The sequence below is a fragment of the Aquitalea sp. FG25 genome (assembly GCF_057809375.1).
The window spans coordinates 44,784-66,729 of the sequence record NZ_JBMDJV010000025.1 but is presented as its reverse complement, the minus strand read 5'-3'; the positions used below and the strand labels follow the sequence as shown (position 1 = coordinate 66,729).

Here is a 21,946-nt window from a genome sequence, read left to right as displayed (position 1 = left end):
CTTATGGCCTCCAAGAAAATGGAAGCACTGGGATCGGTCGTCGAGCGTGTGCTGGGCGACAAGCTTGTTTCAAGCGCGCTGGCCCTCGATGAACTGACCATCGTCTGCAAGGCGGCAGATCTGACTGACGTGGCCACCACGCTGCGTGATCACGCCGAACTGTCTTTTGAGCAACTGATCGACCTGTGTGGTATGGACTACAGCGCCTACCGTGACGAGCCGTGGGATGGACCGCGCTTTGCCGCCGTCTATCACCTGCTGTCGCTCAAGCACAATGTCCGTATCCGTCTGCGCGTGTTTGCCGAAGACGACAGCTTCCCGCTGCTCGCCTCGGTCAACCCCATCTGGAACGCAGCCAACTGGTTCGAGCGTGAAGCATTCGACCTGTACGGCATCGTGTTCGAAGGCCACCCCGACCTGCGTCGCATCCTGACTGACTATGGCTTTGTCGGCCATCCGTTCCGCAAGGATTTCCCGCTGTCCGGCCACGTTGAAATGCGTTACGACCCGACCCAGCAGCGCGTAATCTACCAGCCGGTCACCATCGAACCGCGCGAAATCACTCCGCGTATCATCCGTGAGGAGAACTACGGTGGCTGAGATCCGTAACTACACGCTGAACTTCGGTCCCCAGCACCCGGCAGCCCACGGCGTATTGCGCCTGGTACTGGAGCTGGACGGTGAAGTCATTCAGCGTGCCGACCCGCATATTGGCCTGTTGCACCGTGGCACCGAAAAACTGGCTGAAAGCAAGACTTTCATCCAGTCGCTGCCGTATATGGACCGTCTCGACTACGTGTCCATGATGTGCAACGAGCACGCCTACTGCCTGGCCATCGAAAAGCTGCTGCAGATCGAAGTGCCGCTGCGTGCGCAATACATCCGTGTGATGTTTGCCGAAATCACCCGCATCCTGAACCACCTGCTGTGGATTGGCGCACACGCCATCGACATCGGCGCGATGACCATGTTCCTGTACGCTTTCCGTGAGCGTGAGGATCTGATGGACTGCTACGAAGCCGTGTCCGGTGCCCGTATGCATGCCGCCTACTTCCGCCCGGGTGGTGTTTACCGTGATCTGCCGGACTCCATGCCGCAGTACACCGTATCCAAGATCAAGAACGCCAAGGAACTGGCGCGCCTGAATGAAGGCCGCAAAGGTTCCATGCTGGACTTCATCGACGATTTCACCAAGCGCTTCCCGACTTATGTCGACGAATACGAGACTCTGTTGACCGATAACCGTATCTGGAAGCAGCGTACCGTGGACATTGGCGTCGTCAGTGCTGAGCGCGCCAAGAACCTGGGCTTCTCTGGCCCGATGCTGCGTGGTTCCGGTATCGAGTGGGACTTGCGCAAGAAGCAGCCCTACGATGTATACGACCGTCTGGACTTCGACATCCCGGTGGGCAAGGGGGGCGACAGCTACGATCGTTACCTGGTGCGCGTGGAAGAAATGCGCCAGTCCAACCGCATCATCCAGCAATGTGTTGCCTGGCTGCGTGACAATCCCGGCCCGGTCATCACTGACAACCATAAAGTGGCTCCACCTTCCCGCGAAGGCATGAAGTCGAATATGGAAGATCTGATTCACCACTTCAAACTGTTCACCGAAGGCATGCACGTGCCGGAGGGTGAGGCTTATGCTGCCGTGGAACATCCGAAGGGTGAGTTTGGTATCTATCTGGTATCCGACGGCGCCAACAAACCGTACCGACTGAAAATCCGTGCCCCGGGTTTTGCCCATCTGGCAGCCCTGAATGAAATGGCTACGGGTCACATGATTGCCGACGTGGTCGCCATCATCGGTACCCAGGATATCGTGTTTGGGGAGATCGACCGCTAATGCTATCCGCACAATCACTCGCCGCCATCGACCGCGAAGTCGCCAAATATCCGGCAGACCAGGCACGTTCGGCGGTCATGGGCGCGCTGCGCATTGCCCTGGTGGAGCGCCGTGAAACCGGCAAGACACCGGAAGAGCGCTGCCTGAATACCGAGGTGATCGAATTCGTTGCCAACTACCTGCAGATTCCGCCGGTAGCCGCCTACGAAGTAGCCACCTTCTACAATATGTACGACATGAAGCCGGTTGGGCAGTACAAGATCACGGTCTGCACCAACCTGCCCTGTGCCCTGTCCGGTGGCGTCAATGCTGCCGAGTACATCTCCAAAAAGCTGGGCATCGCCATTGGCGAAACCAGTGCCGACGGCAAGTACACCTTGCTGGAAGGGGAGTGCATGGGTGCCTGCGGCGATGCGCCGGTCTTGCTGGTGAACAACCACAAGATGTGTAGCTTCATGACGCCCGAAGCAATCGACAAGAAACTGGCGGAGCTGAACTGATGGCAATCTTCGTCAATGGTGTGATTTTCGACGGCGTCGACACCTCTGCGCAGGACTGCTGGAAGCTGGAGGCCTACGTGGCCCGTGGCGGCTACCAGGCCCTGCGTCGCATCATCGAATCCAAGATGGCGCAAGAAGATGTGATCGCCGAAGTGAAAAATTCCGGTCTGCGCGGCCGTGGCGGTGCGGGTTTTCCCACCGGGCTGAAGTGGAGCTTCATGCCGCGCTCCTTCCCGGGCGACAAATACGTGGTGTGCAACACCGACGAGGGTGAACCGGGTACCTTCAAGGACCGCGACATCCTGCGTTTCAACCCGCACGCGCTGATCGAAGGCATGATCATCGCTGGCTACGCCATGGGAACCAAGGCGGGCTACAACTACATCCACGGTGAAATCTTCGAAGAGTACGAGCTGTTCGAAGCCGCACTGGATGAAGCCCGTCAGGCTGGTTTCCTGGGCCAGAACATCCTCGGCAGCGATTTCAGCTTCGATTTGTTCGCCCACCATGGTTATGGCGCCTACATCTGCGGTGAAGAAACCGCGCTGCTCGAATCGCTGGAAGGCAAAAAAGGCCAGCCGCGCTTCAAGCCGCCGTTCCCGGCCAGTTTCGGCCTGTACGGCAAGCCGACCACCATCAACAACACCGAATCCTTCGCCTCCGTGCCCTTCATCATTCGTGATGGCGCACAGAAGTTCCTGGAAGCGGGCAAGCCCAATAACGGCGGCACCAAGCTGTTCTCGGTATCCGGTCACGTAAATCGTCCGGGTAACTACGAGATTCCGCTGGGCACCCCGTTCTCGGTACTGCTGGAAATGGCTGGCGGCATGCGTGATGGCAAAAAGCTGAAAGCCGTGATTCCGGGTGGTTCTTCCGCCCCGATCCTGCCCGGCGATGTCATGATGCAATGCACGATGGACTACGACAGCATTTCCAAGGCTGGCTCCATGCTGGGCTCTGGCGCTGTCATCGTGATGAATGAAGACGTGTGTATGGTGAAGGCGCTGGAGCGTCTGGCCTACTTCTATCACGAAGAGTCCTGCGGCCAGTGTACGCCGTGCCGCGAAGGCACCGGCTGGCTGTACAAGGTGATCCATCGCATCGCCAACGGCGAAGGCCGTCCGGGTGATCTGGAGCTCCTGGATTCGGTAGGCAATAACATGGCCGGCCGTACCATCTGTGCACTGGCAGATGCTGCCGTGTTCCCGGTTCGCAGTTTCACCAAGCACTTCCGCAATGAGTTCGAGTATCTGATCGAACACAAGAAGCCCTTGGTGGACCACAAATGGTGTTGAGCGATGCTTGAAATCGAAATCGACGGTAAAAAACTGACTGTCCCGCAAGGCAGTACCGTGATGGATGCCGCCCATTCCGTGGGTACGCACATCCCTCACTTCTGCTACCACAAGAAACTGTCCATCGCGGCCAACTGCCGCATGTGTCTGGTGGAAGTGGAAAAAGCACCCAAGCCGCTGCCCGCCTGCGCTACGCCGGTGACCGACGGCATGAAGGTGCATACCCATTCCGACATGGCCAAGAAGGCACAAGCCGGTGTGATGGAATTCCTGCTGATCAATCACCCGCTGGATTGCCCGATCTGTGATCAGGGTGGCGAGTGTCAGCTGCAGGATCTGGCTGTGGGCTACGGTAATTCTTCTTCCCGCTATCAGGAAGAAAAGCGCACCGTGGTGGGCAAGGAGATGGGCCCGCTGGTATCGGCAGAAGAAATGGCGCGCTGCATTCACTGCACCCGCTGTGTTCGCTTCACCGAAGAAATCGGCGGTTTCCAGGAAATCGGCATGGCCAACCGCAGCGAATTCTCGGAAATCATGCCCTATCTGGGCAAGACCGTTAATTCGGAAATCTCCGGCAACGTCATCGACCTGTGCCCGGTTGGCGCGCTGACTTCCAAGCCTTTCCGCTACACCACCCGTGCTTGGGAGCTGTCCCGCCGCAAGTCGGTCAGCCCGCACGATGGTCTGGGTTCCAACCTGATCGTGCAGGTGAAATCCAACGAAGTGATGCGTGTACTGCCGTTGGAAAACGAAGCCATCAACGAATGCTGGATCGCCGACCGCGACCGCTTCTCCTATGAAGGCCTGAATTCGGCTGAGCGTCTGCAAAAGCCGATGATCAAGTTTGACGGCAAGTGGCACGAAACCGACTGGGAAACCGCACTGGCCTACGTGGTCAAGGGCCTGAACGGCGTATCTGCCGATCACGGCAAGGATGCCATCGGCTTCCTCACCAGTCCGCACTCCACTACCGAAGAACTGTATCTGGCACAAAAGCTGGCCCGTGCTTTCGGTGTCAACAACATCGACTATCGTCTGCGCCGCAGTGACTTCTCGGCCGATGCCGCCCAGCAAGGTGCGCAGTGGCTGGGTTCCAGCATTGTGGAGCTGTCGAGTGCCAAATCCATCCTGGTGGTGGGTAGCACCCAGCGCAAGGAACAGCCGTTGCTGGCTTCCCGCCTGCGTCAGGCCGTGAAGAAGGGCAGTGCGCTCAACGTCATCCACGTTGCAGACGATGCGCTGCTGACCGCAGTCAATGCCAAGCTGATCGTATCGCCGCTGGCGCTGGTCAATGCGCTGGCCCAGGTGCTGAAGGCCGTGGTTGAGCTGAAGTCTGCCCAGACTACAATCGATCTGGCTGCCGTTACCGTAGGTGCCGAGGCGCAAGCCATTGCCGCCAGCCTGACTGGTGCCGAATCCGCTGCCATCGTGCTGGGTAATGTGGCCCAACACCATCCGGCATTTACCCAACTGCTGAAGCTGGCGCAGGAAATCTCTGCGCTGACTGGCGCACGTTTCGGCCTGCTGGCTGAAGCTGCCAACAGCACCGGTGCTGAACTGGTTGGTGCCTTGCCGCATCGTGCTGCCTTCGGTGCCGCAGCGACTGTCGGTCTGAACGCTGCTGCGATGATTGCCGCGCCGCGCAAGGCTTATGTCCTGCTCAACACTGAAGTCGAGTCTGACAGCTACAACCCGCAAGCTGCGGTAGCCGCCATGAAACAGGCTGCCACCGTGATTGCGCTGACAGCCTACAAGGGCGCTGGCCTGTTGGATTACGCCGACGTGCTGCTGCCGATCGCACCGTTCTCCGAAACCGCCGGCTCCTTCGTCAACATGGAAGGCAAGCTGCAAGCCTTCAATGGCGTGGTCCGTCCGCTGGGTGAAACCCGTCCGGCCTGGAAGGTACTGCGTGTACTGGGCAATATGCTGGGTCTGACTGGTTTCGAGCAGAACAGTGCTGAAGAAGTCCGCGCAGAACTGCTGGCCAAGGGTTCCATCGAATCGGCCTTCAACAATGCACTGGGCGATGTAGCCATCAATGCTGCCGTGGCCACTGGTCTGGTGCGCATTGGCGAAGTGCCGCTGTATCAGGCTGATGCCATCTGCCGTCGTGCGCCGTCGCTGCAGAAAACTGCTGATGCAGCTGCGCCGGTTGCCACCGCTCACTCCAGCCTGCTGGCCAGCCTCAAGGTGGCTGCGGGTTCCCAAGCGCTGCTGCGTCAGGGTAATGGCGAGCTGAAGGTACTGGTTGAAGCTGATGACAGTCTGCCGGCTGACACCGTGCGTCTGGCAACCGCGCATCCGCTGACCGCTGGTCTGGGTGGCATGTTCGATTCCATCGCGCTTTCACAGGGGTAAAACATGGAGTTCTTGCAAAGCATTCTCGGTAATGAAGCGGGGCTCACGGTGTGGACCCTGCTGAAAATCATCGCCATCGTGGCACCGATGATGATTGCCGTGGCCTATCTGACCTACTTCGAACGTAAAGTCATCGGCTATATGCAGATCCGTATCGGCCCTAACCGGGTTGGTCCGCTGGGTCTGTTGCAGCCGCTGGCTGACGGTCTGAAGCTGTTGATGAAGGAAATCATTCTGCCGGCGCAGTCCAGCAAGGGCTTGTTCCTGCTGGCTCCGGTGCTGGCCATTGGCCCGGCACTGGCTGCCTGGGCGGTGATTCCTTTCACCGATACGCTGGTTCTGGCCAATATTAACGCGTCCTTGCTGTACATCCTGGCGCTGTCGTCCATCGGGGTCTACGGCATCATCGTGGCCGGCTGGGCTGGTAACTCCAAATACTCCTTCCTGGGTGCCATGCGCTCTGCTGCTCAGATCGTTTCTTACGAACTGGCGATGGGCTTTGCACTGGTTGGCGTACTGATGGTGTCCAGCAGCTTGAACCTGGTTGACATCGTCAAGCAGCAAGGGCATGGCATGGCTGGTGGTTCGCTGTTCTCCTGGAACTGGCTGCCGCTGTTCCCGCTGTTCATCGTTTACCTGATCTCTGGCGTGGCGGAAACCAACCGCGCACCGTTTGACGTGGCTGAAGGTGAATCCGAAATCGTGGCCGGTTTCCACGTGGAATACTCCGGCATGGCCTTTGCGGTGTTCTTCCTCGCTGAATACGCCAACATGATTCTGGTATCGGCGCTGACTTCCATCCTGTTCCTGGGTGGCTGGCTGTCGCCCTTCCCGGCAAGCTGGGGCCTCTTGGGTGCCGGTGGTTTCTTCTGGCTGGCGATGAAGATGGCGTTTGTGCTGTTCTGCTTCCTGTGGTTCCGCGCGACTTTCCCGCGTTATCGCTACGACCAGATCATGCGTCTGGGCTGGAAGGTGTTCATTCCCGTTACCCTGGTGTGGATCCTGGTCCTGGGTATCTGGATGATGACCCCGCTGTCGCTATGGAACTGAGGGGATAGGTAAAGAACATGGATACGATTCGCAACTTTTTCAAAACCTTCCTGCTGGTGGAACTGGTCAAGGGTCTGATGCTGACCGGGCGGTATTTCTTTGCCCGCAAGATCACCGTCCAGTTTCCGGAAGAGAAAACGCCGATCTCCCCGCGCTTCCGTGGCCTGCATGCGCAGCGCCGCTATGCCAACGGTGAAGAGCGTTGCATTGCCTGTAAGTTGTGCGAGGCGGTGTGCCCGGCAATGGCCATCTCGATCGAGTCGGAACAACGTGAAGATGGCACCCGCCGTACCTCGCGCTACGACATCGACCTGACCAAGTGCATCTTCTGCGGTTTCTGCGAAGAAGCCTGCCCGGTGGACGCGATTGTGGAAACCCACATCTTTGAATACCACGGTGAGAAACGTGGCGACCTCTACTACACCAAGCCGATGCTGTTGGCGGTGGGTGACAAGTACGAGGCCGAAATCGCTGCCAACAAGGCAGCCGATGCCAAGTACCGTTAAGGGGGCCTCATGAGCATGACTACGGTTATTTTCTACATCCTGTCCGCGATCCTGCTGTTTGCAGCAGTGCGGGTGGTGACTGCCAAGAACCCGGTACACGCTGTGCTGTACCTGGTGCTGGCTTTCTTCACCAGCTCCGGACACTGGCTGCTGCTGCAGTCGGAGTTTCTGGCCATTACCCTGGTACTGGTTTATGTCGGCGCAGTGATGGTGCTGTTCCTGTTTGTGGTGATGATGCTGGACATCAATATCGAGCAATTGCGCGAGGGTTTCTGGCGCAATTTCCCGGTGGCGGCAACTGTCGGCCTCATCATGGCTTTCGAAATGGTACTGATCCTGACCAACCCGCATACCGGCCTGGCTGATTATAAAGCCGGTGCCGCACTGGCAGCTGATGCCAGCAATGTGAAGGTACTGGGTCGTCAGCTGTATACCACCTACCTGCTGCCGTTCGAGCTGGCTGCGGTTGTGCTGCTGGTAGCCATGGTGGCTGCCATTGGTCTGACCCAGCGTAGCCGCAAGGATACCAAGGTGGTGGATGCCGGTGATCAGGTCAAGGTGCGCAGTCAGGACCGCGTACGCATCGTGAAGATGCAAGCCGAGAAAAACGTGGAAGCGGCCGATACAGCCGAGTCCGGTGAGCAACAGGCCTGACGGCCGAACAACATAAGGGAGGAAATGTGCTGACACTAACTCACTTCCTGGTGCTGGCCGCAATCCTGTTTGCCATCAGCGTGCTGGGGATTTTCCTGAACCGGAAGAACCTGATCGTGCTGTTGATGGCCATCGAACTGATGCTGCTGGCAGTGAATTTCAACTTCATTGCCTTCTCGCATTACCTGTCCGATACAGCAGGCCAGATTTTCGTGTTCTTCATCCTGACGGTAGCAGCGGCAGAATCCGCCATTGGCTTGGCCATTCTGGTGGTGCTGTTCCGCAATATGCGGACCATCAACGTTGAAGACCTGGGCAGCCTCAAGGGCTAAGGCAAACCGGTTACCAAACTACAAAGCACACAAGCATGGATATGAAAAGCTTATACCTGCTGATAGCGCTCTCACCTCTGGTGGGGTCCATCATCGCAGGCTTGTTTGGATGGGCAATCGGCCGCCGCGCTTCCCACGTCGTGACCATTCTCGGCGTGGCAGTCTCGGCAGCCCTGTCCTTCAAGGTACTTTATGCCTTCCTCACGGGGCAGGCTGAAGTTTTCAACGCGCCGGTCTACACCTGGCTGACGGTTGGGGGCTATGAGTTCTCCGTCGGCTTCCTGGTGGACTCGCTGACCGCAATGATGCTGGTGGTGGTGACCTTCGTGTCGCTGATGGTGCATATCTACACCATCGGTTACATGCAGGAAGACCCGGGCTATCAGCGCTTCTTCAGCTACATCTCGCTGTTTACCTTCTCGATGCTGATGCTGGTGATGAGCAACAACTTCATCCAGCTGTTCTTCGGTTGGGAAGCGGTGGGCCTGGTGTCCTACCTCTTGATCGGCTTCTGGTTCAAGCGTCCGACCGCCATCTATGCCAACCTCAAGGCATTCCTGGTGAACCGTGTGGGTGACTTCGGTTTCCTGCTGGGTATCGGTCTGGTACTGGCCTACTTCGGTGGCTCGCTGAACTACAGCGACGTGTTTGCTGCTGCGCCGGCACTGGCCAACAAAACCATCCAGATCATCCCTGGTTGTGATTGGTCGCTGCTGACCGTCACCTGCATCCTGCTGTTCATCGGCGCGATGGGTAAGTCGGCTCAGTTCCCGCTGCACGTGTGGCTGCCGGATTCGATGGAAGGCCCGACCCCGATCTCCGCGCTGATTCACGCGGCGACCATGGTGACTGCCGGTATCTTCATGGTATCGCGCATGAGCCCGCTGTTTGAAATGTCCGATACCGCGCTGAACGTGGTGCTGGTGGCTGGTTCCATCACCGCCCTGTTCATGGGCTTCCTGGGCATCGTACAGAACGACATCAAGCGCGTGGTGGCATACTCCACGCTGTCGCAGCTGGGTTATATGACGGTTGCTCTGGGCGCCTCGGCCTACCCGGTTGCCATGTTCCACGTGATGACCCACGCCTTCTTCAAGGCCTTGCTGTTCCTTGGCGCCGGTTCCGTCATCATGGGCATGCACCATGATCAGGACATGCGCAATATGGGTGGCCTGCGCAAGTACATGCCGATTACCTGGCTGACTTCGCTGCTGGGTTCGCTGGCACTGATCGGTACGCCGTTCTTCTCTGGCTTCTACTCCAAGGACTCCATCATCGAAGCGGTACAGCTGTCGCATCTGCCGGCAGCCGGTTTTGCCTACTTCGCGGTGATTGCCGGTGTATTCGTGACCGCCTTCTACTCCTTCCGCATGTACTTCCTGGTCTTCCATGGCAAGGAACGCTGGATGGAGAAGAAAGATGACCATCACCATGGTCATGACGATCATGACCATCATCATGGTCTCGGTCCGAACGACAAGCCGCATGAGTCCCCGTGGGTAGTGACCCTGCCGCTGGTATTGCTGGCCATTCCGTCGGTGCTGGTGGGCTTCTTTGCCATCGAGCCGCTGTTGTACGGTTCCTTCTTCAAGGGTGTGATCACCATCAACAGTGAAGCACACCCGGCGCTGGAAGAACTGGCACACGAATTCCACGGCTCGGTAGCCATGGGTGTTCACGCCTTCACCTCGCTGCCCTTCATGCTGGCACTGGCCGGTGTGGTAACCGCTTGGTTCTTCTACATGAAGGCACCGCAGATCCCGGCTGCCATCAAGCAGAAGTTCAGCTTCGTGAACCAGATCCTGGAAAACAAGTACTACCTGGACGAACTGTATTACGCAGTGTTTGCCAAGGGCTCCCGTGCTCTGGGTACCTTCTTCTGGAAGGTGGGCGACATGCTGCTGATCGACGGCCTGGTAGTGAATGGTGCAGCCAAGCTGGTGGGAACCTTCTCCAGAGTGGTACGCAAGCTGCAGACCGGTTTCATCTACAGCTATGCCACGACCATGATTATTGGCGTGCTGGCTCTGATGACGCTGTGGTTCTCGCAGATCATCCTGCGCTAAGGCCCAGACCTCTGGAATTGGAATAACTACTTAGGTTTTGACTATGTTCACAAATCAGTTAAGTCTGGTGATCTGGGCCCCTATCGTGGCCGGGTTGCTGGTACTGGCTACGGGAGGAGACCAACGGGCCACCTTGGCTCGCTGGGTCGCCGTAGCCGGTGCCCTGATCGGTTTTCTGTTGTCCCTGCCGCTGTTTACCGGCTTTGACAACCTGAACGGCGGCATGCAGTTTGAAGAAGTAAAGCCGTGGATCGCCACGTTCGGCATCCAGTACCATCTGGGTGTTGACGGCATCTCCATGCTGTTTGTCATCCTGAACAGCTTTACCACGCTGATGGTGGTGCTGGCTGGCTGGGACGTGATCAAGAAGCGTCAGTCGCAGTACATGGCTGCTTTCCTGATCATGTCCGGCCTGATCAACGGTGCTTTCGCCGCGCTGGATGCCATCCTGTTCTATGTCTTCTTCGAAGGCATGCTGATCCCGATGTACCTGATCATCGGTGTCTGGGGTGGCCCGCGTCGTGTATATGCATCGTTCAAGTTCTTCCTGTACACCCTGCTCGGTTCGCTGCTGATGCTGGTTGCCTTGATCTACCTGTACTTCCAGGCTGGCAAGACTTTCGACATCCAGGCCTTCCAGGCAATTGCCAAGATTCCGCTGCACGTACAGATCCTGCTGTTCATCGCCTTCTTCCTGTCTTTCGCAGTGAAGGTGCCGATGTGGCCGGTACATACCTGGTTGCCGGATGCCCACGTGGAAGCGCCGACAGGCGGTTCCATGGTGCTGGCAGCCATCACCCTGAAGATTGGTGCTTACGGTTTCCTGCGGTTTGCCCTGCCCATCCTGCCGGATGCTGCACGTGAACTGTCGTGGATCATGGTGGCCCTGTCGCTGGTGGCCGTGGTGTACATCGGCCTGGTAGCGCTGGTGCAAACCGACATGAAGAAACTGGTGGCTTATTCCTCCATTTCCCACATGGGTTTTGTCACCTTGGGCATGTTCATGTTCACCGGTTCGCACCTGAACCAGTGGGCGGTTGAAGGTGCGTTGGTACAGATGGTGTCGCACGGCTTCGTTTCCGCCGCTATGTTCTTCTGTATCGGTGTGATGTACGACCGCGTGCACAGCCGCAACATCGCCGACTACGGTGGTGTGGCCAACAAGATGCCGATCTTTGCTGCCTTTATGATGCTGTTTGCCATGGCCAACTCCGGTTTGCCGGCAACTTCCGGTTTTGCCGGTGAGTTCATGGTGATCATGGGTGCGGTACAGGTGAACTTCTGGTACGCCGCGCTGGCCGCAACCACCCTGATCTTCGGTGCTGCTTACACACTGTGGATGTACAAGCGGGTGATCTTTGGCGAGGTGAGCAATCACCACGTTGAAGAAATGGCTGACGTGAACAAACGCGAGTTCCTGGTGCTGGTCGTTCTGGCCATTGCGGTGCTGGGCATGGGTCTGTATCCGCAAGGCTTCGTCGAGAAGATGCACCTGTCGGTAAATGACCTGATTGCGCATGTTGCGCAGACCAAGCTCTAAGCTAAGGCCATAAGGAAAACATAATGAATTGGGCTGATCTGAACCTGATGCCTGCATTGCCCGAACTGTTCATGTCCGGGGCAATTCTGGTCATCCTCATGCTCGATGCCTTTATCTCGGACGCAAAGCGTGGGGTGCACTATGGCCTCGCTTTGCTGACGTTGGCAGGCTGTGCCGTCCTGCAGGTGCAAACCTACTCGGCGGTGCCGGTACATACCTTCTCTGGCATGTTTGTCAGCGATGCCTTGTCCAGTCTGGTAAAGCTGGCCATGTATGGCAGTACCTCCATCGTGCTGGTATACAGCCGTCAGTACATTGCTGACCGTGGTCTGCTGCGCGGCGAGTTCTTCACCCTAGCGCTGTTTGCGCTCTTGGGCATGAACTTTATGGTATCTGCTTCCAGTTTCGTGTCGCTGTACATGGGTCTGGAACTGCTGTCGCTGTCGCTGTATTCGCTGATTGCGCTGCAGCGCGACTCGGTGAAGGCAACCGAGTCGGCCATGAAGTACTTCGTTCTTGGCGCACTGGCTTCCGGTTTGCTGTTGTACGGCATTTCCATGATTTACGGTGCCACGGGCTCGCTGGATCTGGCGCTGGTTGCCAAGGCAGTCAAGTCGCACTCCGCCAATGACATGCTGTTGGTGTTTGGCCTGGTGTTCATCGTGGCTGGCCTTTGCTTCAAGCTGGGTGCCGTACCGTTCCACATGTGGGTGCCGGACGTTTACCAAGGCTCGGCCACTGCCGTTACCCTGATGGTGGGTGCAGCACCGAAGCTGGCTGCGTTTGTCTTCGTACTGCGCATCCTGGTGCAAGGCCTGGAAGCCATGGTGGCCGACTGGCAGGCAATGCTCGCCTTGGTGGCCGTGCTGTCGATGGCTATTGGTAACATCACTGCCATTGCACAAACCAACATCAAGCGCATGCTGGCTTACTCCACCATCTCCCATATGGGCTTCCTGCTGTTGGGCCTGTTGGCTGGTACCCCGGATGGCTACGCCGCTGCCTTGTTCTACGCCCTGATCTACGTGCTGATGTCCATGGTCAGCTTCGGTATCCTGCTGGGTCTGTCCCGTGCCGGTTTCGAATGCGAAACCCTGGATGATCTGAAGGGCCTGAACAACCGCAACAGCTGGTATGCGCTGCTGATGCTGCTGACCATGTTCTCCATGGCTGGTGTACCGCCGCTGGCGGGCTTCTACGCCAAGTTTGCCGTGATCAAGGCCATTGTGGACATCCACCTGTACTGGCTGGCGATCGTTGCTGTGATGATGTCGCTGATTGGTGCCTTCTACTACCTGCGTGTCGTGAAGACCATCTACTTTGATGAAGCTCAGGATAGCTCCGCCATCGTGATGCGTGCAGACATGAAGCTGGTGTTGTCGGTGAATGCCATTGCCCTGCTGGTGTTGGGCGTGGTTCCGGAACGTGTGATCGTGCTGTGCATGCAAGCGATGAAACAGTCGCTGGCTGCCATCTAAACGAAAGTTCTGTACATGCAAGCCAGTGTTGCTACCTTGCTGATCGTCGCCTTCCTGGCGGCAAACCTGCCGTTCCTGACCTCGCGTCTGGCAGGCGTGCTGCCGATTGCCAACAAGCACTTTGGATGGCGTTTGCTGGAAATGGTGGTGCTGTTTCTGCTGGTTGGCCTGTTTGCCCGCTTTCTTGAGGCCAAGCAGATGCCGGTCCAGCAGCAGCACTGGCAGTTTTATGTCACGACAATTGCCTTGTTCTTGGTGTTTGCTTTTCCCGGTTTTGTCTACCAGATGTTCTGGAAGAAGCGTAGTAGTTAAGCTGCATGGCTAAAGAAAAACCCGGCTCAGGCCGGGTTTTTTTATATCTAGTGCAGCAACGGTCGTAGAGGAAAAAGGATAGGGGTATCGCGGTATGACTGATGGTTGCCTGGGGGAGTCGATCACGGCTGGTGTTGTGTAAGAGCATCGGGATGGGATGACCAAACCCAGCTGCATAACTGATTAGGCCCGCGATGATCGACACACCGCTTGATGGCCAGCGGAAAAACAAAACCCGGCGTGCGCCGGGCGATGCCGATAGATTTACACACCCGCTATCAGTAAATGCGTGCTTCACCTTCTGGGCGGTTTTTGAAGCGCTTGTGCAACCAGAAGTATTGCGCAGGGATCTCGCGAATGCGCTCTTCCAGAAAGGCATTCATGCGTCGGGTATCGGCCACGACATCATCTGTCGGGTAGTTTTCCCACGCAGGATAAAATTCCAGCTCGAAGCGGTGACCAACGCGACGGGCAATGAGTGGCACAACACGTGCACGCGCCAGCTTGCTGATGCGAGATAGGCCGGTAATGGTGGCGGCATCTTTTTCGAAGAATTTCACGAACACCGAGTCGCGTACGCCAAAGTCCTGATCGGGCAGGTAAAGGAAAGGAGTATGTTCCTTGCGCATGGCCTTGATGATGGAGCGCAGGCCTTCATTGCGCGGCACGATATAGCAGTTGTTGTAGCGCTGGCGACCGGCATAGATCTGTGCGTCGAGCGCATCATTCTTTTGTTGTGAGTACACGCTGACCAGCGGCAGTACTTGGTTCAGCGCAAATACACACATCTCGAAGCCAACAAAGTGCGGATAGAACAGGATAATGTCCTCGCCCTTGGCACGCAGCTCCTCCACAATGTGCAAGTTTTTGATGGTAACCAGCTTGCGGATGCGTTCAGCCGAACTCCACCAGGCCACGCCATATTCCAGTGCCAGACGGATCATGTAGGCAAAATTCTGCTTGATCAGCCGTGTGCGTTCATCTTCGCTCATGTCGGGAAAGCAAAGGCGCAGATTGGTGAGGCCCACTTTGCGGCGGTCGGCGGCCAGGTGATAGGCAACAAAACCGATAACATCAGCCAGCAAGCCGATGGCCCACATGGGCAGCAGGCGAATCAACCATAACAGGACAAAAGCAATCTTCATGGGTTTCCTTGCAGCTGTTCCGGCGGAGTGACGCCAGCCGGACATTTGTAACGGTTGTAGCTCCACAGATATTGGCTGGGGAAGCGACGAATCAGGTTTTCCACGGTGTGGTTGAGCAGGGCACAATCGGCATCCTTGTCACCGCTGAAGGGGTGAGGCATGGATTCAATGTGTACAACAAAACCCTCTCCACGCGGCAGGCGCTCGCCAACAAAAAACAACACCTCTACGCCGGCGACTTGAGCCAGACGCGGTACCAGACTCATGGTATAGGCAGGCTTACCAAAAAATGGTGCCCACACGCCCTCGCCATTACCTGGTACCTGGTCGGGAAGAATGATGGTGGCCTCGCCCGATTTGAGCGCCTTCATCAGGACCCTGACGCCAGCGCCGGTAGCTGGCGCTGTTTTGCCCTTGCCCCTGGCGCGGCCTGCCTGCATCACCGGTTCCAGCCAGCTAAGCTTGGGCGGACGATACATCGCAGTCAGCGGAAAGGGCAGGCGCGAGCTGATGTAACGACCGGCAATGTCATAGCTGCCAAGGTGTGGCGTGACAAAAACAATGCCGTGCCCCGCCTGCAAGGCACGTTCTACATGCTCCCAGCCGTGGCAGGCCTTCACCAGCGCGGCGATGTCCTCGGGCTTCCGGCACCAGGCTATTGACAATTCCAGCGCACCTTTACCAGTTTCCAGCGCGGATTGTTTGACTAGTCCTTGTAAAACCTGATAATTTTCACAGATTTTACTCGACGCCAGATTGCCTCTCATCCGCTCTGCATAGCGGGGCGATGAAAGGTAAGTAAGCCGCCCCAGAATGGCGCCGAGACATTGCAGCCACGACAGCGGCAAACGCGCCAGCAAGGACAACACGAGTTGGACCAGCTTGGACATGGTTTAGTCAGTGGTGATCGTAAAGCGGCCTATTTTATCATCACACTGTTTTGCTTTATTCGGGAATCAACAAACAAATGAGCGAATATCTGTTTACGTCGGAATCGGTATCGGAAGGCCATCCGGACAAAGTAGCCGACCAAATCTCCGATGCCATCCTCGATGCCATCCTGCGCGAAGACAAATACGCTCGCGTAGCAGCCGAAACCCTGGTCAACACCGGCCTGGTGGTGCTGGCTGGTGAAATCACCACCTCGGCCAATATCGACTACATCAAAGTTGCACGCGAAACCATCAAGCGTATCGGCTACGACAGCTCCGAGCTGGGTTTCGACTACCACGGCTGCGCCGTGATGGCCTGCTACGACAAGCAATCGCAAGACATCGCCCAGGGCGTGAACGAAGGTGAAGGCCTGGATCTGAACCAGGGCGCTGGCGACCAGGGCCTGATGTTTGGCTATGCCTGCGACGAAACCCCGACGCTGATGCCTTTCCCCATCTATTACGCACACCGTCTGGTACAACGCCAGGCCGAACTGCGCAAGGATGGCCGTCTGCCGTGGCTGCGTCCGGATGCCAAAAGCCAGATCACCTGCGTCTACGATGGTGAAACCGGCCTGCCCAAGCGCATCGACACCGTGGTGCTGTCCACCCAGCACAGCCCGGAAATCGACCACAAGACCCTGACCGAAGCCGTCATCGAAGACATCATCAAACCGGTGCTGCCGCCGGAAATGCTGACTGCCGAAACCAAGTATCTGGTCAACCCGACCGGCCGTTTCGTCATTGGCGGCCCGATGGGTGACTGCGGCCTGACCGGTCGCAAGATCATTGTCGACACCTACGGTGGTGCTGCCCCGCACGGTGGCGGTGCATTCTCCGGCAAGGACCCGTCCAAGGTAGACCGCTCGGCCGCCTATGCCGGTCGTTACGTGGCCAAGAACATTGTGGCTGCGGGCCTGGCGCGTCAGTGTCAAATCCAGGTTTCCTACGCCATCGGTGTGGCCGAGCCGACTTCGATCGCTGTGGATACCTTCGGCACCAACAAGATTCCGAACGAAAAGATCGTGGAACTGGTGAAGAAACACTTCGACCTGCGTCCGAAAGGCATCATCCAGATGCTGGACTTGCTGCGTCCGATCTACGGTAAGACTGCCGCTTACGGCCACTTTGGCCGTGAAGAGCCGGAATTCACCTGGGAACGCACAGACAAGGTTGAAGCGCTGCGTGCAGATGCAGGCTTGTAAGTCAGCGCCGCATCGCATCACGTTGCGGTAAACAAGAAAGCACCGGTCACCCGGTGCTTTTTTATATCCACAGCTTTTGCTTGCTAGGCAAAAAAAGAGGGCGCCGAAGCGCCCCTAAGTCCCTTACCACAAAATCTGTCTGTGCTGACGGCTTATTCCACACGCTCGCCGTGCAGTACTACGTCCAGCCCTTCACGTTCTTCGTCTTCGGCCACACGCAGACCAACAACTACATCAATAATCTTCAGCAGGATGAAGGTGATGATGGCGCAGTACACCACGGTCACACCCACACCGATGGCTTGGGTAGCCAGGCTGCCTTCGGCGCCACCAATGCTCTTCACCGCGAGGACACCAGTCAGCAGGGCACCCACAATACCGCCCACGCCATGTACACCGAATGCATCCAGAGAATCATCATAGCCCAGCATGTGCTTCAGGCCAGTTGCACCCCAGAAGCAAACCACACCGGCAACGGCACCAATAATCAGTGCACCCTTTACATCCACAAAACCAGCAGCCGGCGTGATGGCAACCAGACCAGCAACAGCGCCGGAGGCAATGCCCAGTACCGACGGCTTTTTCTTGTGAATCCACTCGGCAAAGGTCCAAGCCAGGGCTGCCAGGCCAGTTGCAACCTGTGTGGTCACCATCGCCATACCAGCACGGCCATCGGCAGCGGCGGCGGAGCCGGCGTTAAAGCCGAACCAGCCAATCCACAGCATGGATGCACCGATCAGGGTCAGAATCAGGTTATGCGGCGGCATGGCTTCCTTGCCAAAACCAATACGCTTGCCCATTACCAGTGCGCAAACCAAACCAGCAACACCCGCATTGATGTGCACCACGGTACCGCCAGCAAAGTCCAGCACGCCCTGACCACTCATCCAGCCACCCGGACCCCATACCCAGTGAGCAACCGGTACATAAACCAGCAAAGACCACAGGGCGGTAAAGATCAGCAGGGCAGAGAACTTCATCCGTTCAGCAAATGCGCCGGTGATCAGTGCCGGGGTGATGATGGCAAAGGTCATCTGGAACATCATGAACACCGATTCCGGAATGGTGCCAGCCGACGGATGTACGGCAACCTTCTTGGTATCGGCGATGTAATCCATGCCATCCAGGAACACACGGCTCAAATCACCCAGATAAGGATTGCCGACGGTGAACGCCAGGCTGTAGCCAACAATGGCCCACAGGACAGTCACCAGCGCCGTGATGGCAAAACTTTGCATCAGGGTAGCCAGCACGTTCTTCTTGCGAACCATGCCACCGTAGAACAGTGCCAGGCCCGGAATGGTCATGAATAGTACCAATGCGGTGGAGGTCAGCATCCAGGCGGTATCACCGGAGTTGATCACCTTGAAATCGGCCATGGCCGGGCCTGCGGGTGCATCCGCCAATACCGGCAGCGCCAGTGCAAGCAGGCTGCCACCCAATGCAGCAAGTTTCTTCTTCATTTGATTTCCCCTGTATGGCAATGGCGCCGCTTAAACCGCGTCGATACCGGTTTCACCGGTCCGAATCCGCACGATTTGTTCCAGTTCAAAGACAAAAATCTTGCCGTCGCCAATCTTGCCGGTACGAGCCGATTTTTCGATGGCCTCAACAACCTGGTCTAGCAGGCTGTCGTCAATGGCAATCTCCAGTTTTACCTTGGGCAGAAAGTCCACCACGTACTCAGCACCACGATACAGCTCGGTATGGCCCTTCTGACGGCCGAACCCTTTGACTTCCGTGACGGTAATACCTTGTACGCCGATGGCGGATAGTGCTTCACGTACTTCATCAAGCTTGAATGGCTTGATCACGGCGGTGACCAGTTTCATGTTCACTCCTTTGCAATGGATCCAGATGTATGTTTGCGTTGCTGAAGTCACTAGTGCACGAACTGTGCCAGCTTGCTATCTGCTTGTTACATAAGAATTTTCCATACAAAAAACCGTATTTCCATGATGAAACTACGTATCGGCACCATGACAGAGCATTTATGATGTGTGCTTTGCACTGCATTGGTGCGGCGGGTGAAACTGCAGCTGCAAGGGGATTTTGCTAAACTCAATAGCGCATAGTGTCCCCAATCCAAGGAGCATCGAAATGTTGAGCCAGAAAATTTTTGAAGAAATCAGCAGCAAGATCAGCGATACCATCGCCGCCAGCCCGGCGAAAGATATCGAGAAGAATATCAAGGCCATGATGGCTTCCACCTTTTCCCGCATGGATCTGGTCACCCGTGAAGAATTCGACGTGCAGCAGGAAGTTTTGGTGCGTACCCGCGAAAAGCTGACTGCGTTGGAAGCGCGCCTCGCCAAGCTTGAAGCCCAGGTTTTCCCTGAGGAAGCCCAGGCCAAGACCGAAGCCCAGGCCGAGCTTGGCCATTCCTGATCACGCATGTCATTGGCCCTTGTTGCAAGTCGTGCCCTGGCCGGCTTGCACGCTCCTGAAGTAGCGGTGGAAGTCCATCTGGCCAATGGACTGCCGCAGTTCACCATCGTTGGCTTACCCGATACCGAGGTCAAGGAGAGTCGCGACAGGGTACGTGCCGCCATCATCAATTCCGGTTTTGAATTTCCAGCGCGCCGTATCACCGTCAATCTCGCCCCCGCTGATCTCCCCAAAGACTCTGGCCGTTTTGACCTTCCCATCGCCATTGGAATACTGGCTGCCGCCGGTCAGATCCAATGTCCCCGTCTGGCGGATTACGAGTTCGCCGGCGAATTGGCATTAAGCGGGCAGCTGCGTCCCATCCGTGGTGCACTGGCGATGTCCTGCCAAGCCAGTCGTGCCGGGAAGTTCTTCATTCTTCCTCGCGCAAGTGCCGCAGAGGCGGCCTTGGTCAGGTCTGGCCAGGTTTATGCTGCCGATAGCCTGCTGCAGGTATGCGCTCACCTGAATGGTGTACAGCCTTGCGATACGGCCTTGGTCAACCTTACCGATAACTCAGCCGTTTATCCGGATCTGGCCGATGTCAAAGGGCAGATGGCAGCACGCCATGCGCTAGAAGTTGCAGCTGCCGGTGGGCACAGTCTGCTTTTTATTGGGCCTCCCGGTACCGGTAAATCCATGCTTGCGTCCCGTTTGCCCGGAATACTCCCTGAAATGAGTGAGGACGAGGCGCTTGCTGCCGCAACGATACAGTCGCTGGGAACGCAGGGTTTCAGGCTGGAACAGTGGCGGCAGCGTCCATTCAGGTCACCGCACCATACGGCCTCTGCCGTTGCCTTGGTTGGTGGCGGCTCTGACCCGCGTCCCGGCGAAGTCAGCCTTGCGCATCATGGCGTATTGTTTCTGGACGAATTACCGGAATTCGAACGCAAGGTGCTGGAGGTGTTACGTGAACCTTTGGAGTCGCGGGTGATCAATATTTCCCGAGCTAGCAGGCAAGCCTGCTTTCCGGCAGATTTTCAGCTGGTTGCCGCCATGAACCCATGCCCTTGTGGTTATCTGGGGCATGCTTCCGGCCGCTGCCAATGTACGCCGGAGCAAATAGCCCGCTATGCGGGGAAATTATCAGGCCCGCTGCTGGACCGGATTGATATGCATGTACAGGTTCCAGCCTTGGCGGCAGCAGAGTTGGCCACGGTGTCGCCAGGGGAGGGTAGTCAGCAGATTCGGCTGCGTGTCCAGCAGGCAAGAGATAGGCAGTTGCAGCGGCAGGGGTGTTGTAATGCCAGGTTGTCCGGGGCAGAGCTAGAGCAGCATGCCGCAGCTGATCAGACTTCGCTGGTGTTATTGGGAGATGCGCTAGACCGGCTTGGATTATCAGCAAGGAGTTATCATCGTATATTGCGCATTGCCCGTACTATTGCAGATATGGATGGTGAGCACCGTTTAAGCCGGCAGCACATACTGCAAGCTATTCAGTTAAGACGTAGCGGTTTGGCGTTGTGATTTTGTGAAATATATTTTCGTCTGAATTTAATAGATAATGATCGGATTGATTGAATGGAAATGGTAGTGGTACATGGCTAATCGTGATGTTAAAAATTCGTCTCGCTCGTCCTCGTCCGGGCGTACGCGCGCAGCCGGCAAGAGCGGTGGTGGCGGCATGGTAGCGGGCATTGTCATTGGCCTGATTGTAGGCGTGGCAGTTGCGGTTGGTCTTGCGATGTATCTCAATCGTTCGGCAACTCCGTTTTCCAATCTTGAAAAGCTGGATCGCAAAACGGCACAGGCTTCTTCTCCATCTACCGAACTGCTGGAACCCGGCACCAAGATTGCGGATGTTCAGGCACCGGCGCCAGTGGCATCTGCACCCGCAAAAGTGGAGGCCGCTACTGCACCGGCCATGCCGCCAGAACCCTCGGTCGTTCCAGTGCCCACTGCCAAGCCCAAGCCAACAGCGGCGCCTGCTGGTAATGGCAGCAAGGATGAGCAGCGCTTTGATTTCTACAAGATTTTGCCAGGCCAAGTGGATGCCGTGCCTGCCGATGGCAAGACCGTAGCTAAAGATCGGGAACCTTCTGCCACCGCACCAGCCAAAAAGGTCTTTCTGCAACTGGGCTCATTCCAGAATGAAAATGAGGCAGATAACCTTAAGGCCAAGCTAGCCTTGCTGGGAGTGGAAGCCAAGATCCAGTCTGTCACGATTCCCGACAAGGGGATGGTGCACCGCGTTCGTGTGGGGCCATTGAGCAGGCAGGAGGATGTTGACCGGGTTCGTGCCCAGTTAAAGCAGGATGGAATCAATGCTGCTGTAGTCAAGGCAGAGTGAACAAAACACA

General features: G+C 56.9%; 21 protein-coding genes. 17 read left to right on the top strand and 4 right to left on the bottom strand.

Annotated features, from left to right (window positions below):
- Positions 1-3 precede the first annotated feature (3 nt).
- The 13 genes from ACODR9_RS19545 to ACODR9_RS19485 are packed head-to-tail and all read left to right on the top strand — an operon-like array spanning position 4 to position 13,937.
- Complete coding sequence (locus tag ACODR9_RS19545; RefSeq protein ID WP_488811486.1) at positions 4-600, top strand: NADH-quinone oxidoreductase subunit C; 597 nt, start codon at positions 4-6, stop codon at positions 598-600.
- On the top strand, positions 593-1,846 hold the full coding sequence (locus ACODR9_RS19540) for an NADH-quinone oxidoreductase subunit D (protein ID WP_488811484.1): 1,254 nt from the start codon (positions 593-595) through the stop codon (positions 1,844-1,846). The genes ACODR9_RS19545 and ACODR9_RS19540 overlap by 8 nt, the downstream gene beginning before the upstream one ends.
- The gene (nuoE, locus tag ACODR9_RS19535) at positions 1,846-2,346 is read left to right on the top strand and encodes an NADH-quinone oxidoreductase subunit NuoE (RefSeq protein WP_488811482.1); all 501 of its coding nucleotides are present in this window, start codon (positions 1,846-1,848) and stop codon (positions 2,344-2,346) included. Before ACODR9_RS19540 ends, nuoE begins: the two co-directional genes overlap by 1 nt.
- A complete protein-coding gene (gene nuoF / locus ACODR9_RS19530; protein WP_287878511.1) occupies positions 2,346-3,641 on the top strand; it encodes an NADH-quinone oxidoreductase subunit NuoF in 1,296 nt (431 codons plus the stop codon). Before nuoE ends, nuoF begins: the two co-directional genes overlap by 1 nt.
- A 3-nt stretch (positions 3,642-3,644) precedes the next feature.
- On the top strand, positions 3,645-5,999 hold the full coding sequence (nuoG, locus tag ACODR9_RS19525; protein ID WP_488811480.1) for an NADH-quinone oxidoreductase subunit NuoG: 2,355 nt from the start codon (positions 3,645-3,647) through the stop codon (positions 5,997-5,999).
- 3 nt (positions 6,000-6,002) lie between these two features.
- On the top strand, positions 6,003-7,049 hold the full coding sequence (gene nuoH / locus ACODR9_RS19520; RefSeq protein WP_488811478.1) for an NADH-quinone oxidoreductase subunit NuoH: 1,047 nt from the start codon (positions 6,003-6,005) through the stop codon (positions 7,047-7,049).
- 26 nt (positions 7,050-7,075) lie between these two features.
- A complete protein-coding gene (nuoI, locus tag ACODR9_RS19515) occupies positions 7,076-7,555 on the top strand; it encodes an NADH-quinone oxidoreductase subunit NuoI (protein ID WP_197077215.1) in 480 nt (159 codons plus the stop codon).
- A 9-nt stretch (positions 7,556-7,564) separates the two neighbouring features.
- Positions 7,565-8,209 carry an NADH-quinone oxidoreductase subunit J gene (locus ACODR9_RS19510; protein ID WP_045847643.1) on the top strand — a complete coding sequence of 215 codons (645 nt, stop codon included), beginning with the start codon at positions 7,565-7,567 and terminating at the stop codon, positions 8,207-8,209.
- Between the two features lie 26 nt (positions 8,210-8,235).
- Entirely contained in the window at positions 8,236-8,541 is a 306-nt protein-coding gene (nuoK, locus tag ACODR9_RS19505; RefSeq protein WP_045847642.1) for an NADH-quinone oxidoreductase subunit NuoK, read from the top strand.
- A 35-nt stretch (positions 8,542-8,576) separates the two neighbouring features.
- Positions 8,577-10,607, top strand: coding sequence for an NADH-quinone oxidoreductase subunit L (gene nuoL, locus ACODR9_RS19500; RefSeq protein ID WP_488811475.1), 2,031 nt, complete (start codon positions 8,577-8,579; stop codon positions 10,605-10,607).
- 43 nt (positions 10,608-10,650) lie between these two features.
- Entirely contained in the window at positions 10,651-12,147 is a 1,497-nt protein-coding gene (locus ACODR9_RS19495; protein ID WP_488811473.1) for an NADH-quinone oxidoreductase subunit M, read from the top strand.
- Between the two features lie 23 nt (positions 12,148-12,170).
- Positions 12,171-13,625 (top strand): NADH-quinone oxidoreductase subunit NuoN, encoded by a 1,455-nt coding sequence (nuoN, locus tag ACODR9_RS19490; protein WP_488811471.1) that lies wholly within the window; start codon positions 12,171-12,173, stop codon positions 13,623-13,625.
- A 15-nt stretch (positions 13,626-13,640) separates the two neighbouring features.
- Positions 13,641-13,937 carry a DUF2818 family protein gene (locus ACODR9_RS19485; protein ID WP_488811469.1) on the top strand — a complete coding sequence of 99 codons (297 nt, stop codon included), beginning with the start codon at positions 13,641-13,643 and terminating at the stop codon, positions 13,935-13,937.
- A 278-nt stretch (positions 13,938-14,215) separates the two neighbouring features.
- Here the strand turns inward: ACODR9_RS19485 and ACODR9_RS19480 are convergent, their stop codons facing one another.
- Positions 14,216-15,082, bottom strand: coding sequence for a lipid A biosynthesis lauroyl acyltransferase (locus ACODR9_RS19480; protein ID WP_488811467.1), 867 nt, complete (start codon positions 15,080-15,082; stop codon positions 14,216-14,218).
- Complete coding sequence (locus ACODR9_RS19475) at positions 15,079-15,972, bottom strand: lysophospholipid acyltransferase family protein (protein ID WP_488811465.1); 894 nt, start codon at positions 15,970-15,972, stop codon at positions 15,079-15,081. Before ACODR9_RS19475 ends, ACODR9_RS19480 begins: the two co-directional genes overlap by 4 nt.
- A gap of 77 nt (positions 15,973-16,049) precedes the next feature.
- Between ACODR9_RS19475 and metK the strand changes: the two genes are divergently transcribed.
- Positions 16,050-17,219, top strand: coding sequence for a methionine adenosyltransferase (gene metK / locus ACODR9_RS19470; protein ID WP_159879560.1), 1,170 nt, complete (start codon positions 16,050-16,052; stop codon positions 17,217-17,219).
- A 152-nt stretch (positions 17,220-17,371) separates the two neighbouring features.
- Here metK and ACODR9_RS19465 read toward each other — a convergent pair whose 3' ends face one another.
- Both ACODR9_RS19465 and glnK read right to left on the bottom strand, forming a co-directional pair.
- Entirely contained in the window at positions 17,372-18,682 is a 1,311-nt protein-coding gene (locus tag ACODR9_RS19465; protein WP_488811463.1) for an ammonium transporter, read from the bottom strand.
- A 30-nt stretch (positions 18,683-18,712) separates the two neighbouring features.
- A complete protein-coding gene (glnK, locus tag ACODR9_RS19460) occupies positions 18,713-19,051 on the bottom strand; it encodes a P-II family nitrogen regulator (protein WP_089083799.1) in 339 nt (112 codons plus the stop codon).
- A gap of 268 nt (positions 19,052-19,319) precedes the next feature.
- Here glnK and ACODR9_RS19455 point away from each other — a divergent pair, with 268 nt between their 5' ends.
- From ACODR9_RS19455 to ACODR9_RS19445, 3 genes are all read left to right on the top strand, one after another.
- Positions 19,320-19,607: an accessory factor UbiK family protein gene (locus tag ACODR9_RS19455; protein ID WP_488811461.1), complete on the top strand. Its 288-nt coding sequence runs from the start codon at positions 19,320-19,322 to the stop codon at positions 19,605-19,607.
- A 6-nt stretch (positions 19,608-19,613) separates the two neighbouring features.
- Positions 19,614-21,113 (top strand): YifB family Mg chelatase-like AAA ATPase, encoded by a 1,500-nt coding sequence (locus ACODR9_RS19450; RefSeq protein WP_488811459.1) that lies wholly within the window; start codon positions 19,614-19,616, stop codon positions 21,111-21,113.
- Positions 21,114-21,186: 73 nt separating this feature from the next.
- Positions 21,187-21,936 carry an SPOR domain-containing protein gene (locus tag ACODR9_RS19445; RefSeq protein ID WP_488811457.1) on the top strand — a complete coding sequence of 250 codons (750 nt, stop codon included), beginning with the start codon at positions 21,187-21,189 and terminating at the stop codon, positions 21,934-21,936.
- Positions 21,937-21,946: the final 10 nt, after the last annotated feature.